Origin of the sequence: Vibrio sp. 5S239 (assembly GCF_041439575.1) — a bacterium.
Classification (GTDB): domain Bacteria; phylum Pseudomonadota; class Gammaproteobacteria; order Enterobacterales; family Vibrionaceae; genus Vibrio; species Vibrio kanaloae.
The window spans coordinates 52,146-73,163 of the sequence record NZ_JBGOOM010000025.1 but is presented as its reverse complement, the minus strand read 5'-3'; the positions used below and the strand labels follow the sequence as shown (position 1 = coordinate 73,163).

The 21,018-nt window shown below is 43.6% G+C and carries 19 protein-coding genes and 1 tRNA gene; 11 read left to right on the top strand and 9 right to left on the bottom strand.

Translation table 11 applies throughout. The annotated features are described in order from the left end of the window. Positions 1-295: 295 nt before the first annotated feature. The 3 genes from ACED48_RS17110 to ACED48_RS17100 all read right to left on the bottom strand — a co-directional run bounded on the left by ACED48_RS17110 (position 296) and on the right by ACED48_RS17100 (position 2,372). Entirely contained in the window at positions 296-1,549 is a 1,254-nt protein-coding gene (locus tag ACED48_RS17110; RefSeq protein ID WP_017055296.1) for an HD-GYP domain-containing protein, read from the bottom strand. A gap of 81 nt (positions 1,550-1,630) precedes the next feature. After that, positions 1,631-2,038, bottom strand: a complete 408-nt coding sequence (locus tag ACED48_RS17105; RefSeq protein WP_017055297.1) for a VOC family protein — start codon at positions 2,036-2,038, stop codon at positions 1,631-1,633. Positions 2,039-2,287: 249 nt separating this feature from the next. Continuing rightward, positions 2,288-2,372 (bottom strand) — tRNA-Leu (locus tag ACED48_RS17100). Between the two features lie 194 nt (positions 2,373-2,566). On the opposite strand from ACED48_RS17100, the gene ACED48_RS17095 reads away from it, so the two are divergent. Beyond that, positions 2,567-3,043 (top strand): RDD family protein, encoded by a 477-nt coding sequence (locus ACED48_RS17095; protein WP_017055298.1) that lies wholly within the window; start codon positions 2,567-2,569, stop codon positions 3,041-3,043. 64 nt (positions 3,044-3,107) lie between these two features. Here the strand turns inward: ACED48_RS17095 and lptG are convergent, their stop codons facing one another. After that, positions 3,108-4,178, bottom strand: coding sequence for an LPS export ABC transporter permease LptG (gene lptG, locus ACED48_RS17090; RefSeq protein ID WP_017055299.1), 1,071 nt, complete (start codon positions 4,176-4,178; stop codon positions 3,108-3,110). Positions 4,179-4,181: 3 nt separating this feature from the next. Continuing rightward, positions 4,182-5,282, bottom strand: a complete 1,101-nt coding sequence (gene lptF / locus ACED48_RS17085; RefSeq protein ID WP_017055300.1) for an LPS export ABC transporter permease LptF — start codon at positions 5,280-5,282, stop codon at positions 4,182-4,184. 192 nt (positions 5,283-5,474) lie between these two features. On the opposite strand from lptF, the gene pepA reads away from it, so the two are divergent. From pepA to ACED48_RS17060, 5 genes are all read left to right on the top strand, one after another. Next, positions 5,475-6,995 (top strand): leucyl aminopeptidase, encoded by a 1,521-nt coding sequence (gene pepA, locus ACED48_RS17080; RefSeq protein ID WP_017055301.1) that lies wholly within the window; start codon positions 5,475-5,477, stop codon positions 6,993-6,995. A gap of 99 nt (positions 6,996-7,094) precedes the next feature. Beyond that, positions 7,095-7,544: a DNA polymerase III subunit chi gene (locus tag ACED48_RS17075; protein ID WP_017055302.1), complete on the top strand. Its 450-nt coding sequence runs from the start codon at positions 7,095-7,097 to the stop codon at positions 7,542-7,544. Positions 7,545-7,646: 102 nt separating this feature from the next. After that, the gene (locus tag ACED48_RS17070; RefSeq protein ID WP_017055303.1) at positions 7,647-10,535 is read left to right on the top strand and encodes a valine--tRNA ligase; all 2,889 of its coding nucleotides are present in this window, start codon (positions 7,647-7,649) and stop codon (positions 10,533-10,535) included. Positions 10,536-10,763: 228 nt separating this feature from the next. Continuing rightward, complete coding sequence (locus tag ACED48_RS17065; RefSeq protein ID WP_017055304.1) at positions 10,764-11,168, top strand: DUF2061 domain-containing protein; 405 nt, start codon at positions 10,764-10,766, stop codon at positions 11,166-11,168. Positions 11,169-11,301: 133 nt separating this feature from the next. Continuing rightward, positions 11,302-12,207, top strand: a complete 906-nt coding sequence (locus ACED48_RS17060; protein ID WP_017055305.1) for a bifunctional helix-turn-helix transcriptional regulator/GNAT family N-acetyltransferase — start codon at positions 11,302-11,304, stop codon at positions 12,205-12,207. A gap of 49 nt (positions 12,208-12,256) precedes the next feature. Here the strand turns inward: ACED48_RS17060 and ACED48_RS17055 are convergent, their stop codons facing one another. After that, positions 12,257-13,051: a beta-galactosidase gene (locus tag ACED48_RS17055; protein ID WP_017055306.1), complete on the bottom strand. Its 795-nt coding sequence runs from the start codon at positions 13,049-13,051 to the stop codon at positions 12,257-12,259. A 125-nt stretch (positions 13,052-13,176) separates the two neighbouring features. Continuing rightward, positions 13,177-13,593, bottom strand: a complete 417-nt coding sequence (gene rraB / locus ACED48_RS17050) for a ribonuclease E inhibitor RraB (RefSeq protein ID WP_017055307.1) — start codon at positions 13,591-13,593, stop codon at positions 13,177-13,179. Between the two features lie 577 nt (positions 13,594-14,170). Here rraB and arcA point away from each other — a divergent pair. The 5 genes from arcA to ACED48_RS17025 all read left to right on the top strand — a co-directional run bounded on the left by arcA (position 14,171) and on the right by ACED48_RS17025 (position 18,747). Further along, positions 14,171-15,391: an arginine deiminase gene (arcA, locus tag ACED48_RS17045; protein WP_017055309.1), complete on the top strand. Its 1,221-nt coding sequence runs from the start codon at positions 14,171-14,173 to the stop codon at positions 15,389-15,391. A gap of 156 nt (positions 15,392-15,547) precedes the next feature. Then, entirely contained in the window at positions 15,548-16,552 is a 1,005-nt protein-coding gene (locus ACED48_RS17040; RefSeq protein ID WP_017055310.1) for an ornithine carbamoyltransferase, read from the top strand. A 266-nt stretch (positions 16,553-16,818) separates the two neighbouring features. After that, complete coding sequence (gene pyrB, locus ACED48_RS17035) at positions 16,819-17,748, top strand: aspartate carbamoyltransferase (protein WP_017055311.1); 930 nt, start codon at positions 16,819-16,821, stop codon at positions 17,746-17,748. Positions 17,749-17,760: 12 nt separating this feature from the next. After that, positions 17,761-18,222, top strand: a complete 462-nt coding sequence (gene pyrI, locus ACED48_RS17030) for an aspartate carbamoyltransferase regulatory subunit (RefSeq protein ID WP_017055312.1) — start codon at positions 17,761-17,763, stop codon at positions 18,220-18,222. A 135-nt stretch (positions 18,223-18,357) separates the two neighbouring features. Next, positions 18,358-18,747: a RidA family protein gene (locus ACED48_RS17025; protein ID WP_004735319.1), complete on the top strand. Its 390-nt coding sequence runs from the start codon at positions 18,358-18,360 to the stop codon at positions 18,745-18,747. Between the two features lie 126 nt (positions 18,748-18,873). Here ACED48_RS17025 and ACED48_RS17020 read toward each other — a convergent pair whose 3' ends face one another. Then, positions 18,874-19,599: a 1-acylglycerol-3-phosphate O-acyltransferase gene (locus ACED48_RS17020; RefSeq protein WP_017055313.1), complete on the bottom strand. Its 726-nt coding sequence runs from the start codon at positions 19,597-19,599 to the stop codon at positions 18,874-18,876. Positions 19,600-19,749: 150 nt separating this feature from the next. Then, the gene (gene murA / locus ACED48_RS17015; RefSeq protein WP_017055314.1) at positions 19,750-21,015 is read right to left on the bottom strand and encodes a UDP-N-acetylglucosamine 1-carboxyvinyltransferase; all 1,266 of its coding nucleotides are present in this window, start codon (positions 21,013-21,015) and stop codon (positions 19,750-19,752) included. Positions 21,016-21,018: the final 3 nt, after the last annotated feature.

Below are 21,018 nucleotides of genomic sequence, written 5' to 3'. Positions count from 1 at the left end.
ATTCTAGCGATTTAATTCTCAGTGTCAAACACTTTTAAAAATTAATTTCTACTTTCTAAAAGTAGGAGCGAATTATCACTTAAAGCTAGTTGCCTTACTAACATTCTTCGTTGAAGCCTTGTGGCGTCTACCGTGTCAGTGAGGCGGCATTATAGAGATGCCGCTCATATTGGCAAGCAATAAATGTGTTTTTTATTGAAAAAAGAGGTTAAGCGAAGACATTTCAACCAAGAGCTTGTTTATACCACTTTCACCCCAAGTTCCGAACAGATTACCCACAACGACCTGTGGATAACTACTCTCCTCTATCAAAAAAGTAAGATAAACGAGCCCTAGGGCTTAGATATTCTCGAACTTGTTCAGGTAACTTGCTTGGATGAACGGCATTAACGATTTTGATCTCTTTAATAAAAAGGTCAATGATCGGGGCTTGGGTTCTTGGCACGCTAGGATCATAGATAAGTACATTTGGATAAAGCATATGTTTAGCGTTAACGGATATCACAATCCCAATTGAGTCATTTGAAAGTTGTACGACGGTTCCTGGTGGGTAGACCCCCATGAACTTAACCAACAGCCCCAAGTTATCTTGGCTATATAGATGTTTGCAGCTCTTATATAGATGGGACAGAGCCAAATACGGGATCATTTGTTGAGATTTAGTTTTACCATGGCAAAGGTTATCGAATGCATTAGCCACTGCGACTATCTTGGCAAACTCATCAATCTCATGTTCTTTTAAGCCCTCTGGGTAACCAGAGCCATCATTCATCTCATGATGTTGAGCGATCACCTTTTTAGCATTTTCCGGAAAGTCATCAATTCCCGCAACGATGTCCGCACCGTATTTGGTGTGAAGCTTCAGGTAGTTCTCTTCAGGGACTGTAAGGGCACTCTGCTTTCTTAGTATCGCGACTGGTATTTTGATTTTACCTACATCGTGAAACAACGCTGCGAATGAGAGGTCTTTCAATTGCTGTGTGTTATAGCCTTTGGCCTTACCTATCATCAGTGCAACAACCGAAACATTTAGAGTATGAAAGTAAATGTCTTCGAAATCCGCTTTAGCATTCATAAGATGCAAGGTGACGTTATCATCGCTCACTAGAGTTTCAACGATATCGTCAACAAGAGCCTTTACCTCCCCCACCGCATCTAAAGGTCTGTTACGGATCTTAGCCATCACAGAGCGCATTCGAGCAAGCGAACGTTCAAACTCTCTCTCGCAATGACTCACCCTACGGCGGTAAGAGCTAAGGATTTCGATACGCTCATGCTTATCTTTCCACATTCTTTCCGTTTCAAGACTTACCTGTGAATCAATATCGGCTTCTTTTTCACCTAAGTGATTAACAGGTAAAGGTGAGGTATCACTTTGACTCAGATTTATATAGACGTGCTTAATCCCAAGATGTCGAATGACTTTTACTTGAGCTTCATCTTTGATTTTAAAGCTGTTGAATAAAAATGGGTGTTCATTCCATTTTACGGGGAGTCGTATATGCAGACCGGGCTGAATGCGGTCTACGGTAATCTTTATGCTGCCCATTTTTATATAATATTGATGATTAATCTCTATTTATAATTCTAATAAAACCAAGCAGCAATTTCACTATCCAATTTCACAGGTTCAACTTAAAGAGTCACAGTGCACCATCCAGCGTATACCGAATTTATCTTCTACTTTGCCAAATCGAGCCCCCCAAAAAGTATCTGCGAGTGGAGTCATTATCCGCCCTCCCTTCTTGAGCTTTTCAAAGATTTGTTCTTGAGTCGCGGTATCTTCAGTCACAAGAGAGAGAGCGAGATTGTTGCCTTCAAGTTCTTTTGCCTTAACACCATCAGACATCATCAGCTTCATACCAAACGCTTCGAACTCAGCATGCATAACCCAATCAGGTTGAGCTCCCTCTATTACCTGTGGTGCATCACTAAAAAGCTGCTTAGATAAAACCACACCACCAAAGCACTTGTGATAAAAATCCAACGCTTCATTACAACGACCATCAAAAAACAAGTAAGGGGTTACTGTCAGCATATCTCTCTCCTCTGTTAGTCCTTTAAACATAGACAATAGAAAAGAGAATGACAGGTAACATCATGATTTAAGATGATTAATTCACTAGGAACTTGAATTACGAAAGGAAACGGTGAGATTTAGGGATGAAGCATAAAGATCTGACTGATTAAGAAGCGTTCCTGCCCTGCCGCCACCGCGAAGGCAACACTTCCTATATTCCAGAAACAACAAAGCCCCGACTTGAGTCGAGGCTTTGTCATTTAAATATGGTACCGGTAGGCGGACTTGAACCGCCACGCCCGAAGGCAACGGATTTTGAATCCGTCGTGTATACCAATTTCACCATACCGGCATTATCTTGGGGCATTGCCCTTTCGATGTTTGGCATTATACGTATGCGAACTGATGTGGCAAGTATAAAAACTTGAATTTATGTGTGTTTGCCGATAATTTCGCCACTAAGTCATAAGCTGTGCGTCATATCTCTTTTCAGGCTAAGCCTTAAACTATATTCTGACGCCTCAATTTTTAAAGAAGTAATAACACATGACATCAACAAACACTCTGCCACCAGCAGGAGTCATGCGCCGATTTGGTGCCTTGTTCTACGACGCTCTGATCGTAATCGCTATTGAAATGTTGGCGGCTGGCGTCATTGTCGCTCTGCTGCACGCGCTCATGGCTCTCGGCATTTTTAACCACAGCGGATATGCCGATGTTAGTGACTTCTTAACCAACCATCCGATTTGGAGCCCAGCGTATACTTTTTACTTAGTGGTCGTTTGGGTTTACTTCTTTGTGTTCTTCTGGACAAGAGCAGGACAAACTCTGGGAATGAGAGCCTGGAAGCTACGCGTTCAAAACAAAGACGGTTCAGCTATTACAGTAACTCAGGCGCTGATTCGTTTAGGTACTTCGGGATTTGGATTGGCAAACCTATGTGTTCCATTCGATCCACAAAAGCGTGGCTTTCACGATATCTGGGCAAAGACCGAAGTCGTTGTGTTACCACAAGCACGATAGCGTGATTTAAGTTAGCTCTAATCAAGATCAAAAAAGGAAGGCGTTATACCTTCCTTTTTTCTATTTACAGTTTCCGCCTCAAGAGCATGACTGCTATTCCGAGGAATACTACACTCGGGGCTAGCGCACCAAAAGCAGGGGGAATTTGATAAACCAAACTCACAGGACCAAAAAACTCACTGGATATATAGAAAGTAAAACCAGCGATAACACCAGAAAGAATCCTAGCCCCCATGGTCACACTACGTAGAGGGCCAAAGATAAACGACAATGCCATCAACATCATGACCGCTATCGAAATAGGCTGAGTTATCTTTCGCCATAACGCCAGTTCATAGCGTGACGCATCTTGCTCTGACGCCTTCAGATAAGATACATAATCATACAATCCACTTAAAGATAGCTCTTCAGGCTTAACCGTAACAATCGCAAGTTTATCTGGGGCAAGAGATGTCTTCCATGAATATGTAGGGAGGCTTTCTTTGGTAATTTGAAGTTCGTTTTCGAAAGATGTGATCTCGACATCGTTCATTGTCCAAACGTTGTCTCCAACGTAATCGACCTCTTCAGAATATATCGCCGTCTTAAGTGCTTTGTTTTCATCAAAGCGCCACATGTTCAAACCATATAGCTTTTCATCGTCAATTTTGACAACAAATATAAAGTCATTGGCATCACGCGCCCATACCCCGCTTTGAGTGGAAATAATATTACCACCAGCAATCGAGATAGTTCTTAAGTCGCGAGCCATTTTTTGTGCTTGAGGCGCCCCCCATTGACCAAGAAGAGTCACGACAACCATTAGTGGAATAGCGGTCTTGAGTACTGATAAACCAATATCTAACTTAGAGAAACCCGCAGCCTGCATCACCACTAATTCAGAACTTGCAGCAAGCATACCCAATCCGATCAATGCACCAAGTAAGGCCGCCATTGGAAAGAACATTTCGATATCACGAGGGACACTCAATAAAACGAAATACAGCGCTTGTAATAAATCATAGGTACCACGACCAACCTTTCTCAGCTGCTCTACATACTTGATAATCCCAGAGAGACCAACAAACGTCACCAATACCAGCGACGTCGTTGCGATGATGGTTCTGCCTATATATAAATCGAGAATCTTAAACACGGCTTAAGCCAACCTCTTATTCTTGAATTTTTCTTTCAAACGCCTTACTGGCACGCTATCCATAAAGTTTGCACCAATCGCGACAAATAACAATAACGCATTGATTGGCCACATGCCGATTACCGCAGGAATACTCCCCTCTTCAATCGAAGATTTGGTTGCACTAATTGCTAAGAAATAGGTTAGGTAAATTAGAATGGCTGGGCCAATTTTAGCGAAACGACCTTGTCGAGGGTTCACAGCAGACAGTGGCACAACAAGCATGGTCAACAATGGAATACAAAGCACCAATGAAATTCGCCATTGTAATTCTGCTTTCGCACTGTTTTCTGGATTACCAATCAGTTCAAGCGTAGGAATGGCTTCCCAATCTCGACCTTTTTTCTCGACTTCACGTTGGCCTATTAGGCCCTCGTACTCCTCAAAGTGTGTCACCATATAGTCAAGACGTGTTGGAACACCTTCATGTCGAGTGCCATCGTACATAACAATGACTTGGCGACCATCGCTGAGCTCTTTTACATCACCTGACTTAGAGAACATCACGCTAGGCAATACCGAATCACGTGGTCGCATTTGAGCAACAAACACATTTTTTAACTTATTACCGTCGATATCATCAATAAAAACGACAGAAGAACCATCTGGCGTGCCTTCAAACTTACCTTTTGGCAGCAAATCAACACTGTTCTCTGCAGCCACTTCTTCATACATTTGTTCAACTTTATCTTGTGACCACGGAGATAGCCAAAATGAGTTAAAAGCGGCAACAGATGCAGTAATCAAAGCTAAATAAAGCGCAGATTGGATAAGAAATTTATTACCAATACCCGTGGCGTTCATTACTACTATTTCACTTTCAGCGTAAAGACGACCAAAAGTAAGTAAAATACCAATATAGATACTGAGTGGAAGCATCAGTAAGCCCATCGCTGGCATATTTAGGCCAACGATCGACAATATGAGGCTCGCAGGAATATCACCATCAGAGGCGTCTGCCAAAACACTGATGAATTTTTGGCTGAGAAACACGAGAAAGAGAACAAAAAAGATCGCAAATTGGCTCTTGATTGTCTCGCGGATCAAATATCTAACAATAATCACACTCAAATTACCTATACAAAACTTGTTTTTTTGATTGAATCACTATAATTTCCCGTTGAACCTTTTATTTTTTTCAATTTTTAGCTAAGTGTCAGTGTTCTTCTTTAAGGTTAGTTCCATTATAGGATCCAACAAGTAAGAACCCATTATCTAACATTTAGTTTGATTTGTCTTCAGGATGTAGGAGTACGCATGGAGTTCAGTGTAAAAAGTGGCAGCCCAGAGAAACAGCGCAGCGCATGTATCGTTGTAGGTGTATTCGAACCGCGCCGCCTTTCTCCAGTAGCCGAGCAATTAGATAAGATTAGCGATGGCTATATTAGTTCACTGCTTCGTCGCGGTGACCTAGAGGGTAAACCTGGCCAGATGCTACTACTGCATCAAGTACCTGGTGTACTTTCAGAACGTGTTCTATTAGTAGGCTGTGGTAAAGAACGTGAGCTAGGCGAGCGTCAATACAAAGAAATTATCCAAAAAACCATCAGCACACTAAACGAAACAGGTTCTATGGAAGCAGTATGTTTCCTTACAGAACTTCACGTTAAAGGCCGTGACACTTATTGGAAAGTTCGCCAAGCGGTAGAAGCGACTAAAGATGGTCTTTACACATTCGACCAATTCAAGAGCAACAAGCCAGAGACTCGTCGTCCACTACGTAAATTGGTGTTCAACGTACCAACACGTCGCGAGCTAAGCCTTGGTGAAAAAGCGATCTCTCACGGTCTTGCTATTGCTTCTGGTGTGAAAGCATCTAAAGACCTTGGCAACATGCCACCAAACATAGCTAACCCAGCATACCTAGCCTCTCAAGCTCGTCGCCTAGCTGACGACTTCGAAACCGTAACGACTAAGATCATCGGTGAAGAAGAGATGGAAAAACTGGGCATGACTTCTTACCTAGCGGTAGGTCGTGGCTCTAAGAACGAATCTATGATGTCTATCATGGAATACAAAGGCGCACCTGATTCAGATGCAAAGCCGATTGTACTTGTTGGTAAAGGCCTTACGTTCGATTCAGGCGGTATCTCACTTAAACCTGGCGAAGGCATGGATGAGATGAAATACGACATGTGTGGTGCAGCGTCTGTATTCGGTACAATGAAAGCATTGGCGAAACTTAACTTGCCAATCAACGTTGTCGGTATTCTAGCGGGTTGTGAAAACATGCCTGGTAGCAATGCTTACCGCCCAGGTGACATCCTAACGACGATGTCAGGACAAACAGTTGAAGTTCTAAATACTGATGCTGAAGGTCGTTTGGTTCTTTGTGATGCACTGACTTATGTTGAGCGCTTCGAACCAGAATGTGTGGTTGACGTTGCAACGCTAACAGGCGCGTGTGTTATTGCTCTGGGTCACCACATCAGTGGCGTTCTATCAAACCACAATCCACTGTCTCACGAACTTGTGAATGCTTCTGAGCAAGCAAGTGACCGTGCATGGCGTCTACCAATGGCAGACGAGTACCATGAACAGCTAAACAGCCCGTTCGCAGATATGGCGAACATCGGCGGCCGTCCTGGCGGTACTATCACTGCTGGTTGCTTCCTGTCTAAGTTCACTAAGAAGTACCACTGGGCTCACCTGGATATCGCAGGTACAGCTTGGAAATCTGGTGCAGCGAAAGGCTCGACAGGTCGTCCTGTCTCAATGCTAGTCCAATTCTTATTGAACCGCAGCGGCCATGAGACTGAAGAGCAATCTTCAAAATAATGAAAAGGGCCTACGGGCCCTTTTTTAATAAGCGCTATTTGTCAGACTCGATTAAGCAAGTAAGATGAATAGCCACGATTTCCAGTTCGAGTATTAAGCATGCAGACAGCTACGTTTTACATAGTGTCATCAGATAGCCCGCAAGCCAGTGAAGAAGGTTTTGCTCACTATGTGCTGTTTCTTGCTCAGCACTTTGCGAAACAAGGCGCTAAACTTTATCTCAACTGTAATGACAAAGAACATGCCGAGCGTATCGCAGAGATTTTCTGGCAAGTCGAACCCAGTGAATTTATTGCACATAACTTAGTTGGCGAAGGTCCGAAATATTCAACCAACATTGAAATCGGCTACCAAGGTGTAAAACACAATTGGAATCGTCAGCTGGTAATTAATCTGGCCGATAATCATACAACCTTTGCGAACGCCTTTGCTCAGGTGATAGACTTCGTTCCTTGCGAAGAAAAAGCTAAGCAACTCGCTCGAGAAAGGTATAAAATTTACCGTCAGGCTGGATATCAGCTACAAACTATCGAGATTCAACATCCATAGTCAAACCTCATAGTTAAAGCTATCTTTGGATTTAGATTCAAGAAGCTTCACTTATGAAGTTTGACCACGATTAACCATTCACAGTATCCGTTTAAGAGCACTATGGAAAAGACATACAACCCAACATCAATCGAACAAGCTCTGTATCAGACTTGGGAAGAGAAAGGCTACTTTAAGCCACACGGTGACACATCAAAAGAAGCTTACAGCATCATGATCCCGCCACCGAACGTCACTGGCAGCCTACACATGGGTCACGCGTTCCAAGATACGATCATGGATACGCTTATCCGTGCTCAACGTATGAAAGGCAAAAACACGCTTTGGCAAGTCGGTACTGACCACGCTGGTATCGCAACTCAAATGGTTGTTGAGCGTAAGATTGCTGCTGAAGAAGGCAAAACAAAACACGACTACGGCCGTGAAGCTTTCATCGACAAGATCTGGGAATGGAAAGGCGAATCAGGTGGCACGATCACTCAACAACTTCGTCGTCTTGGTGCATCTGTAGACTGGGATCGTGAGCGATTCACTATGGATGACGGCCTATCGGCTGCAACTCAAGAAGTGTTCGTTCGTCTATACGAAGAAGACCTAATCTACCGTGGTAAGCGTCTAGTAAACTGGGATCCTAAACTGCACACTGCTATTTCTGATCTTGAAGTTGAAAACAAAGACAAAAAAGGTTTCATGTGGCACTTCCGCTACCCGCTAGCGAACGGTGTTAAAACAGCTGATGGCAAAGACTACATTGTTGTTGCGACTACTCGTCCAGAAACCATGCTTGGTGATACTGGCGTAGCGGTAAACCCAGAAGATCCACGTTACAAAGATCTTATCGGTAAAGAAATTCTACTTCCTGTTGTAAACCGTCTTATCCCTATCGTAGGCGATGAGCACGCAGACATGGAAAAAGGTACTGGTTGTGTGAAGATCACACCTGCTCACGACTTTAACGATTACGAAGTTGGTAAGCGCAACAACCTACCAATGATCAACATCCTAACGTTCAATGCTGATATCCGTGATGCTGCTGAAGTATTCACAACCAACGGCGAAGAAAGCGATGTTTACTCAACAGACATCCCTGCTAAATACCAAGGCATGGAGCGCTTTGCTGCTCGTAAAGCTATTGTTGCTGAATTCGATGAGCTTGGTCTGCTTGAAGAGATCAAAGATCACGACCTTACCGTCCCTTACGGTGACCGTGGTGGTGTGGTTATCGAACCGATGCTGACTGATCAATGGTACGTGCGCACAGCACCTCTTGCAGAGCCTGCTGTTAAAGCGGTTGAAGATGGCCAAATCCAATTCGTACCTAAACAATACGAAAACATGTACTTTGCGTGGATGCGTGACGTGCAAGACTGGTGTATCTCTCGTCAACTTTGGTGGGGCCACCGTATCCCAGCATGGTACGACAACGATGGTAAAGTTTACGTAGGTCGCACTGAAGAAGAAGTTCGTGAAAAGAACAACCTAGCGCCTGTTGTTGTGCTTAAGCAAGACGACGACGTACTAGATACTTGGTTCTCTTCTGCGCTTTGGACGTTCGGCACACAAGGCTGGCCTGAAGATACTGAAGCACTGAAAACATTCCACCCATCTGAAGTACTAGTATCTGGTTTTGATATTATCTTCTTCTGGGTTGCTCGTATGATCATGATGACCATGCACTTCGTGAAAGACGAAGATGGCAAAGCTCAAGTACCTTTCAAAACCGTTTACATGACAGGTCTTATCCGTGATGAAAACGGCGACAAGATGTCTAAGTCGAAAGGTAACGTACTTGACCCAATCGACATGATTGACGGCATCGGCCTTGAAGAGCTAGTAGAGAAGCGTTGTGGCAACATGATGCAACCTAAACTGGCTGCTAAGATCGAAAAGAACACACGTAAAACATTCGAAAACGGTATCGAACCCTACGGTACTGACGCACTGCGTTTCACTCTTGCTGCTATGGCTTCAACTGGCCGTGACATTAACTGGGACATGAAGCGTCTTGAAGGTTACCGTAACTTCTGTAACAAGCTATGGAACGCAAGCCGTTACGTACTTATGAACACAGAAGAGCACGACTGTGGCATGTCACTGTCTGTAGAAGACCGTGCAAACATGGAATTCTCTCTAGCGGATAAGTGGATTGAATCTCAGTTTGAAGTTGCAGCAAAAGAGTTTAACGCTCACCTAGACAACTACCGTCTAGACATGGCAGCAAACACGCTTTACGAATTCATCTGGAACCAATTCTGTGACTGGTACCTAGAGCTCACTAAACCTGTTCTTTGGAAAGGTACTGAAGCTCAACAACAAGCGACTCGTTACACGCTTATCACGGTTCTAGAGAAGACTCTACGTCTTGCTCACCCTGTTCTTCCTTACATCACTGAATCTATCTGGCAGAGCGTTATTCCGCTGATCGACGGCGTTGAAGGCCCTGATGCAGAAGAAAGAACCATCATGACTCAAGCGCTTCCTCAGTTTAATGAAGCTAACTTCAATGCTGAGATCGTTGACGACATCGAATGGGTTAAGACTTTCATCACCGCTATCCGTAACCTACGTGCGGAATACGACATTGCACCAAGCCAAGGCTTAGAAGTAATGATCAAAGTGGCTGATGAGAAGGATGCTGCTCGTATCGAAGCGAACAAGATCGTTCTGAACTCTCTAGCTAAACTAGACGACATTAAAGTTCTAGCAGACGGCGAAGAGACTCCGGCTTGTGCAACTAAACTGGTTGGCAAATCTGAGCTGATGATCCCAATGGCGGGTCTTATCGACAAAGATGCAGAGCTTGCTCGTCTAGATAAAGAAGTGGCTAAGACTCACGGTGAGATTAAGCGTATCGAAGGTAAGCTAGGTAACGAAGGTTTCGTTGCTAAAGCACCAGAAGCGGTTATCGCGAAAGAGCGTGAAAAGCTAGAAGGCTACCAAGAGACTCTTGTTAAGCTTGAAGAGCAAAAAACGACTATCGCAGCGCTTTAAAACCGAGTGACCGAGAAGGCTTCAAACTTCTCGCTCTAAATAGAAAGGTTGGTCTTCGTGACCAGCCTTTTTTTATACCTCTGATTCCAATATTCCAATGCTTCTCACTCTAGCCTCACTGATTGATAGGTTTCATCTATCAAATTAATCTCTACTTCCCATTATACTTAATGATAATAATTCTCAATAATAGACCTATCAAAACAACACAACGACTGAGTAATTATCATGAAAAAGACACTAACCTTTGCTGCATTACATTTTACTATCGCATTTAGTGTCGCTTATGTACTAACAGGCGACATCTTAATTGGTAGCTTGATCGCTATGATTGAGCCCTCTGTGAATACTGTTGCCTTCTATTTTCATGAAAAGGCGTGGGCTCAAGTTCCAGTGCTTAAAGCTCGTCAGTGGATGACCAAATTAAAAACAGCAAGCTTTGCTACCATCCACTTTAGTGTTGCCTTTACCGTTGTCTACTTGTTGACTGGAGATGCTTTCATCGGTGGTGTGATGGCCTTGCTAGAGCCAACTTTAAATACAGTTGCTTACTACTTCCACGAGAAAGTCTGGTTACGAAAAGCTGAAAGCCAAACAGTAAAAGCTCAGTTTTGTTTACATCAACACGCTTAATCTAAGCCTCACTGAGGGATTAAAGTAACCTGCTTCGAATAACAAAATTCATCTTACCATTGACAAAGTTGCGTATCGCAATTAATTTAATTGCGATGCGCAACTTTATTTTTTAATCCAAAGGTAGGTAGTTATGAATTCTCAACAGTTAAGAGACTATTCTCGTCAAACGGTTCGTTTACTTGGCATGCTTGATAAACAGTGTGGTGATGTCGACCTCACTCCAGTCCAGGCTCATACTCTTGGTGAAATCCAGTTGCAGCCAATCACCATCAACCAATTGGCGCAGCAACTCAACGTAGATAAATCTAATGCTAGCCGTACTGTCACAGGTCTGATCAAGCTTGGGTTAGTTGAAAGTCTAGAGAATCCAGCAGACAAGCGTAGCCAATTAGTCGCTCTGACAGCTCAAGGTGTTGATGCGTTATCTCAACTCGACCAGCAGCAAAGCATCTTCTTTGAAAAAGTACTCTCGACACTCAATGACAACGAACAACAACGACTTAAGCAAGGACTTGAGAGCTACTTAAAAGGGCTAACGAAAGTATGCCAAGCGGATGAGTTTGTATTACGCCCACTCACAGAGTCAGACAACCAACAATTAGCAGAAATCATTCGCCAAGTTTCGGCTGAGCATGGGCTCACAGAAGATAAAGGCTATGGTGTGGCCGATCCAACACTCGATGATATGTACTCTGTCTATAGCCAAGCGAATGCAATGTACTGGGTTATCGAACACAACGGAAAGATCGTCGGAGGCGGTGGCTTTGCCCCTCTAGCTGGTAAATCCAATGTGTGTGAGCTACAAAAGATGTACTTCTTACCTCAAACTCGAGGGCATGGACTAGCCAAGCGAATTGTTGCTTTGAGCTTAAAGCAAGCCAAACAACTTGGGTATCAACACATGTATTTAGAAACGACGGAGTGCTTAGGTGCTGCGGTCAAACTCTATGAGAAGCTTGGGTTTGAGCACCTTGACTCAGCTTGGGGAGAGACAGGCCACGACGCTTGTGAGGTTGTCATGGCCAAATCCTTATAAGCAGAATGCGCCGCTATAGCGAAAGAAGGTAGCGCTAAAATATACGGAGTTAACGTAGAAAGTTACTGACGCAAGAAGTTGGGTTCAAGGCGACAAAAGAGCTCTCTTTCTGTCCATCCAATTCAACTTCTAATTGATATAAATGCTTAGGGTTAGGGTTCTCAATATCAAAAAGGAGCGGCGCCTCAACCTGGAACACGACGCCAGTATGTTCAGCGCGTACATCAATCGGCATCACGAGTGTCATACCATTAAACTTGATGGATGCCGATACTAACCCCGCCTTTAGCGTTTGATAGATAACATCCACTTTAAACTCACAACCACCACCGTGGTGCCAGATTTGCTCGGTGACGACTTGTTCAAGCTTCACATTACGAACAAGCTGCAAATACGGTGCGTGCCAAATCCCAATACGTGAATCTGATTTAGCAACGGCTGCTGAAGATACAGAGTCATCTATATCCTCTTCAAGCAACAGGCTCTCCTCTTCTTCAAGGAAAAGGATCTCAAAACGATTGCGACCAAGCTGCATATAAGGGCGGATGTCTTTACGATATTCAGCTTCGCTGCCATCACAGTCAAACACGGCAACGCCATTGAGTCGTACTTCTGCAAAGTAGTCAACGCCTGCGACAACTAGCTCAACAAATGGGCACACCAACATCGCATCATCCACTTCGATGTCATGCATCAGGTGCCACTCTTGCTCTGCGATTTCTTCTTCACTCAAGTTATCAGGGAGTTTAGAGCTTAACGGAGCAGGAAAGGTAATGTCATCTTGTGGGATTGAGAGATCCGTCAGTGGCGAAATTTGCCAAAGACCATCGAGAGGTAGCCGCATGTCATTCCTTGAGCTAGATCAATTTTGACCGCATTATAATGAATGAATGCATATAAAGACATTTATTTTTCTGAGGACAAAAAAATGCCAGCTAGTCGCTGGCATTTTTTAAAATTGGGAAAGAATTACTCTTCGCCTTCATCATCTTCTTCTGGGTAGATAGCATCTGCACCTTCGTAGTAAGTGCCCCAACCGTCATAGATAATGTCAAACTTTTCAGCAAGATTCACAAGCTTTTCAACTTGCTCATCAATCGCTTCTGCATTCAGAGTACACTGCATCGTTGCATCACAACAAAGTAGCTTCTTACCATCTTCGTCTTCTGTCTCTTCAGCTTCAAGCACTTCAAAGCCCATTTTGAATGCTTCAACAACCGCTTTCTCAAGTACGTCGAAATCTTCAGCGAATAGGTGATGCTCAATATCGTATAGAGCTTCAGGATCGCTACCATCTTCAATTAATGCTGTAATGATGTCGCGAGTCTCTTCCTTTTGAAATTCAATTAATTCCGCTACTGATAGATATTCATCTTCGTGAGACATGTGTCTGCTCCAGAGTGTTGACTATGAAAAGATCAAATTTGATTGCCACGAAATATGGCACGGATCGTCTAGAAAAGCCACCTAGATCAGGCTTAGAAAGGTAAGTTTATTGCGAGATAGCAAAGGCGATATCGATTCAAAATTTAAATCAAAATCACATAAACAAATTTTCAACATTTTATTAACCATCGTGTATTTTAGCATTTCATTTTTATTATTACTTTTAGTCTTAGTCTTAAAAAATTGAGTGGTTAGTCATATCAAATGCATACTGACGATCTCTTGACTGATGCATAAAACCTCATTAAAAAGTAAATAACTGCATATTTTTTGAATGGAAAATCATGTTCACCAAGCATAGTGGATCATCGAATAACTAAAATTTGAGCATAGAACCGCAAAAAGTTTGTTCCAGAATTAAGCCTTTCGATTGGATTTTAATACCACCAAACTTAAATAACTCAGAATTTAAACCCAAAAACATCAGAACAACACAGCCTTTACACAATCTTCAAAACTTGCATATTACGATCAAGCTTGTCATAAATAGAAGTTGGATTAATAGTAAGGATGCAAAATGAGTAAGCTGTACGTTGGCTCCGAAGTCGGTCAATTAAGACGAGTTCTCCTAAATAGACCGGAAAGAGCACTCACCCACCTCACCCCTTCAAACTGTCACGAACTTCTATTTGATGATGTACTTGCCGTTGAAGCCGCTGGTGAAGAGCATGATGCCTTTGCAGAAACACTGCGTGACCAAGACGTTGAAGTGCTGTTGCTGCATGACCTATTAGTTGAGACACTCGCAGTGACTCAAGCTCGTGAATGGCTGCTTAATACTCAAATCTCTGATTTTCGTTACGGCCCTACATTCGCACGTGAGTTAAGAGAGTACCTTGCTCAAATGGACAATGAGCACTTAGCCACGCTCCTACTTGGTGGTTTAGCCTACTCAGAGCTTCCTATCAAATCATCATCGATGCTACCGAAGATGCATCGTCCACTCGATTTCGTTATCGAACCGCTCCCTAACCATCTATTTACCCGCGATACCTCATGCTGGGTTTACGGAGGCGTCTCCCTTAACCCTATGATGATGCCAGCTCGTCAACGAGAAACGAATCACTTGCGAGCAATATACCGCTGGCACCCTGTATTCGCTGGACAAGATTTTATTAAGTATTTCGGTGATGAAGATCTTCATTACGACAACGCCAATATTGAAGGCGGCGATGTACTGGTTATTGGTAAAGGCGCCGTTCTTATCGGTATTTCAGAGCGTACTAAGCCACAAGGTGTTGAAAACCTAGCGGCAAGTTTATTCAAATCCGGTCAAGCGAAAGAAGTCATTGCGATTGATTTACCAAAGCACCGTTCTTGTATGCACCTTGATACGGTAATGACACATATGGATATCGACACCTTCTCAGTTTATCCTGAGATTGTTCGCAAAGACCTGGACACCTGGCGCTTAACGCCAAAAGAAAATGGCGAGATGCGTGTAGAAAAGGCTGACAACTACCTTTCTGCTATTGAAGGTGCATTAGGACTCGATCAACTGAAAATCATAACCACGGGTGGTGACAACTACGAAGCTGAGCGTGAACAGTGGAATGACGCTAACAACGTACTAACGGTGAAACCGGGTACGGTTATCGGTTATGAGCGTAATGTTTACACCAATGAGAAATACGACAAAGCAGGAATCGAAGTACTGACGATTCCGGGCAACGAACTCGGTCGTGGCCGTGGTGGCGCTCGTTGTATGAGTTGTCCTATAGAAAGAGACGGTATCTAAGTCAAATAGCTCAGCTAATCTCAAACAATAGTGTATCTAGGCCAGTATTATTTTACTGGCCTTTTTTATCAAAAAAATAAAATAAGTATTCACAAATATAGCATTTTTATGTTTAACTGAGTTCTTCATTGATTCTATATACCCAAGGAGCGAGAGATGGCCTTTAATCTTCGCAATCGTAACTTTCTAAAACTTCTCGACTTTACTCCTAAAGAGATTCAGTTTTTACTCGATCTGTCTGCTGACCTAAAAAAAGCTAAGTATGCAGGTACAGAGCAAAAAAAGCTTAACGGTAAAAACATCGCTTTGCTCTTTGAAAAAGCATCAACTCGAACTCGATGTGCTTTTGAAGTCGCCGCCTTTGATCAAGGTGCTCAAGTCTCTTATTTGGGTCCTTCTGGTTCTCAGATTGGTCAGAAAGAATCAATGAAAGATACGGCTCGTGTATTAGGTCGTATGTACGATGGTATTGAATATCGTGGTTTTGGCCAAAGCATTGTCGAAGATCTTGGCGCATACGCTGGTGTGCCGGTTTGGAATGGTCTAACCGATGAATTTCATCCAACCCAGATCTTGGCTGACTTCCTCACAATGCTTGAGCATGGTCGTGGTAAACATCTGCACCAAATCAGCTTTGCTTATCTTGGTGATGCACGTAATAACATGGGGAACTCTCTATTAGTGGGTGCAGCTAAAATGGGCATGGATATCCGCCTTGTAGCACCAAAAGCATTTTGGCCAGAAGAACAACTTGTCGAAAAGTGCCAAGCCATTGCACAAAGCTCTGGTGCAACAATCACACTAACTGAAGACGTAACTGAAGGTGTGAAAGGCTGTGATTTCCTATACACCGATGTTTGGGTTTCGATGGGTGAAGCACCAGAAGCCTGGGACGAACGCGTGGCTGTAATGACGCCTTACCAAGTAAATATGGATGTCATAAAGCTCACAGGTAACCCTCAAGTGAAGTTCATGCATTGCCTGCCAGCTTTCCACAACAATGAAACCGTGATCGGCCAACAAGTCGCAGATAAGTATGGAATGAACGGTTTGGAAGTAACAGACGAAGTGTTTGAATCTGATTACTCTATTGTGTTTGATGAAGCAGAGAATCGCATGCACACCATCAAGGCCGTAATGGTGGCAACCTTAGGTCAATAACGAAGAATGAAAGTAAACAAAAGCTTGATGTAATCGCTTGCGCTCACAATTTGAAAGCGTATAATTCTCGGCAATTTGTCTGAGAGTAGTGAAAATGACGCCAACTAATATTGTGAAAACACATAATAAAATTGTGAAAACACCTAATATTGATCGCAAGCTAAGATGCTTAACAGGTCGTCTATTCTGCTTTTCAGCACTTTTTTAAAGCCTCCCATTATGGGGGGCTTTTTTATGGCTAATACATTATTATGAGGAAGAAGATCATGGCGAATTCGCTCTATCAAAAGCACATCATCTCAATTCCAGAGCTTTCTCGTGAAGAGCTAGAATTAATTGTTCAAACGGCAGGTCGGCTAAAGGCTGAACCAAACCCAGAACTCATCAAGAACAAAGTTGTTGCAAGCTGCTTCTTCGAACCTTCAACGCGAACTCGTCTCTCTTTTGAAACGGCTATTCAACGCATCGGCGGTGATGTGATTGGTTTCGACAGTGGTGGTAACACTTCACTGGCGAAGAAAGGCGAAACGCTAGCAGACTCAGTACAGGTTATCTCTTCATACGTTGATGCTTACGTAATGCGCCACCCTCAAGAAGGCGCAGCGCGTCTAGCTTCTGAGTTCTCTAACGGTGTGCCTGTTATTAACGCAGGTGACGGTGCAAATCAACACCCGACACAAACGCTATTAGACCTGTTCTCTATCGCCGAAACTCAAGGCCGCCTCGACAACCTGAACGTTGCATTCGTTGGTGACCTTAAGTACGGCCGTACGGTTCACTCTTTAACTCAAGCCCTAGCTAAATTCGACAACATCTGTTTCTACTTCGTTGCTCCAGAAGCACTGGCGATGCCTGACTACATTTGTGAAGAGCTTGATGAAGCAGGCATCAAGTACCAACTGCTGACAGACATGGAAGATGTCATTCCTGAACTTGATGTTCTTTACATGACTCGAGTTCAAAAAGAACGTTTTGATGAATCGGAATATGCGCATATCAAATCAGCGTACATCCTGACCGCTTCGATGCTGGAAAATGCACGTGATAACCTAAAGGTTCTTCACCCTCTTCCTCGTGTTGATGAAATTACTGTCGATGTCGATAAAACACCTTACGCGTACTACTTCCAGCAAGCAGAGAACGGTGTTTACGCACGTGAAGCACTGCTAGCCCTTGTTCTTAACGAAACACTGTAGAGGAGAGATATCATGTCTAAAGAGACTCAATTAAAAGTTGAAGCAATCAAAAATGGAACGGTTATCGACCATATCCCAGCCAACATCGGGATCAAGGTGCTAAAACTGTTCGACATGCATAACTCAAATCAGCGAGTAACGATTGGCCTAAACCTGCCATCTTCTGCGCTCGGTGGAAAAGACCTGCTCAAAATTGAAAATGTGTTTATTACGGAAGAGCAAGCGAGCAAGTTGGCACTTTACGCGCCTCACGCAACCGTTAACCAAATCGAAGATTACGCAGTCGTTAAAAAGCTGCCATTAGAACTTCCTGAGCAAATCAACGACGTATTTGAGTGTCCAAACACCAACTGCATCACTCACAACGAGCCCGTTGAAAGCAGCTTTAAGATCTTTGAAAAAAATGAAGATATTCGATTAAGGTGTAAGTACTGTGAAAAAGTTTTCTCTCGCGAAATCGTGACAGAAAGGTAACACGATACGGCAACACCGATCGAACGCAAAAACTACTCAATACCTCGTCTGTGCGGGGTATTTTACTCTTTACCTATCCTAAGTTTGAAGGCACACTGAAAATCAATTTTTATCTAATAATTGATGGAATAACTAATGACTAAAGTACTTCACACAGAATCTGCTCCAGCTGCAATCGGCCCATACGTACAAGGTGTTGACCTTGGCAACATGGTACTGACTTCTGGTCAAATCCCAGTAAACCCAGCAACTGGTGAAGTATCTGCAGATATCGCAGAACAAGCTCGCCAATCTCTAGATAACGTTCAAGCCGTAGTTGAAGCTTCAGGCCTGACAGTAAAAGACATCGTAAAACTAACGGTATTCGTTAAAGATCTAAACGACTTCGGTACTGTAAACGAAGTTTACGGTAAATTCTTTGATGAACACGGTGTTGCAAACTACCCAGCACGTTCATGTGTTGAAGTAGCGCGTCTACCAAAAGATGTAGGTATCGAGATCGAGGCGATTGCAGTTCGCAAATAGATCTTAATATCTAGAATAAACGGTTTCTAGTAAACAAGTTGGCATAAAGCTGAACGTTTATCAGAGACAAAAAAGGTTGCCCTATTGGCAACCTTTTTTATTGTTCATCGTTTCGCTTAGCTTAAATTACTTCTTATTAAGCTCAACCACTTCTTTGTCTAACTCTTCAAGCTTAGCAGCCATCTGCTCACGAGCTAGGTTAGCCAGTTCACGAACATTCGACTTGCTGTAGCCTTCAGTGCTGATAGGTGGCAACATCTCAACAATCACGTGACCATTATTCCAGCGGTTCAGCTTCACGTCACCCGTTGAGCTACACACGATAGGAATAATAGGCAAGCCAGCACCAATCGCAGCATGGAAAGCACCCGTCTTAAACGGCAACAGGCCGCGGCCACGAGAACGAGTTCCTTCAGGAAACATCCATACAGACACATCGCTGCCTTTTAGGCTATTAACCACTTGATCAATCGTACCCACAGCTTTGCTGCGGTTCGCACGGTCGATCAAAATGTTACCCGTCAACCAGTAAAGCTGACCAAATAGAGGCATCCATGCTAGGCTTTTCTTACCCACTGTCACAACTTTAGGCGTTACCGCGGATGAAATCGTGAATAGGTCCCAGCTGTTTTGGTGGTTGGCCACATAAACATGCTGCCCGCGAGAGTATGCATCTTCCGGGATACGCAGCTCCAGCTTCATACCAAAGACTCTTGACATACGTCCAAAGTAACGGCCAAAAGTAAATACGTGTTTCGGGTTACGGGGGCTTAATAAACAGTAGCCACACCCAAATACAAACATAAGAATCGCAAATATCGCTAAAGCGAAAATACGTAAGATTGCTATCATTTTGTTCCTCACCAACCGTAACATTTATTTATCTGCTAACAGAGAATAGTAACAGAGTCATTTACGGTAAATACAACTATAAAAAAGCCGAAACCAAGGTTCCGACTTTTGTGTTTTTATCTTATTTACTCATGAAGACACTAACCTAAGTTAGTTAGGCTCATGAAATCGTGTGATGTTAGCACCTAAAGCTGACAGTTTATCTTCAATCTTATCGTAGCCACGATCGATGTGATAAATACGGTCAACGATGGTTTCACCTTGAGCAATACAACCAGCAATAACAAGGCTCGCTGATGCACGAAGGTCCGTAGCCATGACTTGAGCGCCGCTCAATTTCTCTGTTTCACCACAGATAGCCGTGTTGCCTTCGATTTCCGCTTTTGCGCCCATTCGCTGTAACTCAGGAATGTGCATAAAGCGGTTTTCAAAGATAGTCTCAGTGATAACACCACTGCCCTTCGCCATCATGTTAAGCAGAGTAAACTGTGCTTGCATGTCGGTTGGGAAGCCAGGGTGAGGTGCTGTTACGATTTTCACCGCTTTCAGCTCACGACCTGTCATATCAAGGCTGATCCAGTCTTCGCCCGTTTCGACCTTCGCACCCGCTTCTTCAAGCTTCGCTAAGGCAGCTTCAAGAAGATGAGCGTTGGTATTGCGACAAACCACTTTACCGCCAGACACTGCCGCAGCAACAAGGAAGGTACCCGTTTCAATACGGTCAGCAACCACAGAGTGTTGACCACCACCAAGACGTTCAACGCCTTCGATAGTAATCGTGTCTGTACCGGCGCCAGAAATCTTAGCACCCAGTTTGTTTAGGAAGTCAGCAGTATCAACGATCTCAGGCTCACGCGCAGAGTTGTCTAATACTGTTTTCCCTTCCGCTAGTGTTGCTGCACACATGATAGTAATCGTAGCGCCAACGCTTACTTTATCCATCACGATGTGCGCGCCTTTCAAACGGCCATCAACACTTGCTTTCACATAACCATCTTCCAATGTAATGGTCGCACCTAGTTGTTCTAGGCCATGGATATGCAGATCAACAGGCCGAGCACCAATCGCACAACCGCCAGGAAGTGACACTTGCCCTTCACCAAAACGGGCCACTAGCGGACCTAAAGCCCAGATAGAAGCACGCATTGTTTTTACCAAATCATAAGGCGCACAAAACTCATTGATTTCGCTACCATCAACATGAACACTACCGTTGCGTGATACTTTTGCGCCTAAACGCTTTAGCAGTTCCATCGTAGTATCGATGTCACGTAGGTGAGGAACGTTACTTACTTCTACTGGCTCTTCAGCAAGAATTGAAGCAAATAAGATAGGTAGCGCTGCATTTTTTGCGCCTGAGATCGTCACTTCACCGCTTAGCGGCTTATCTGATCCAATAACTCGAAACTTTTCCATCAT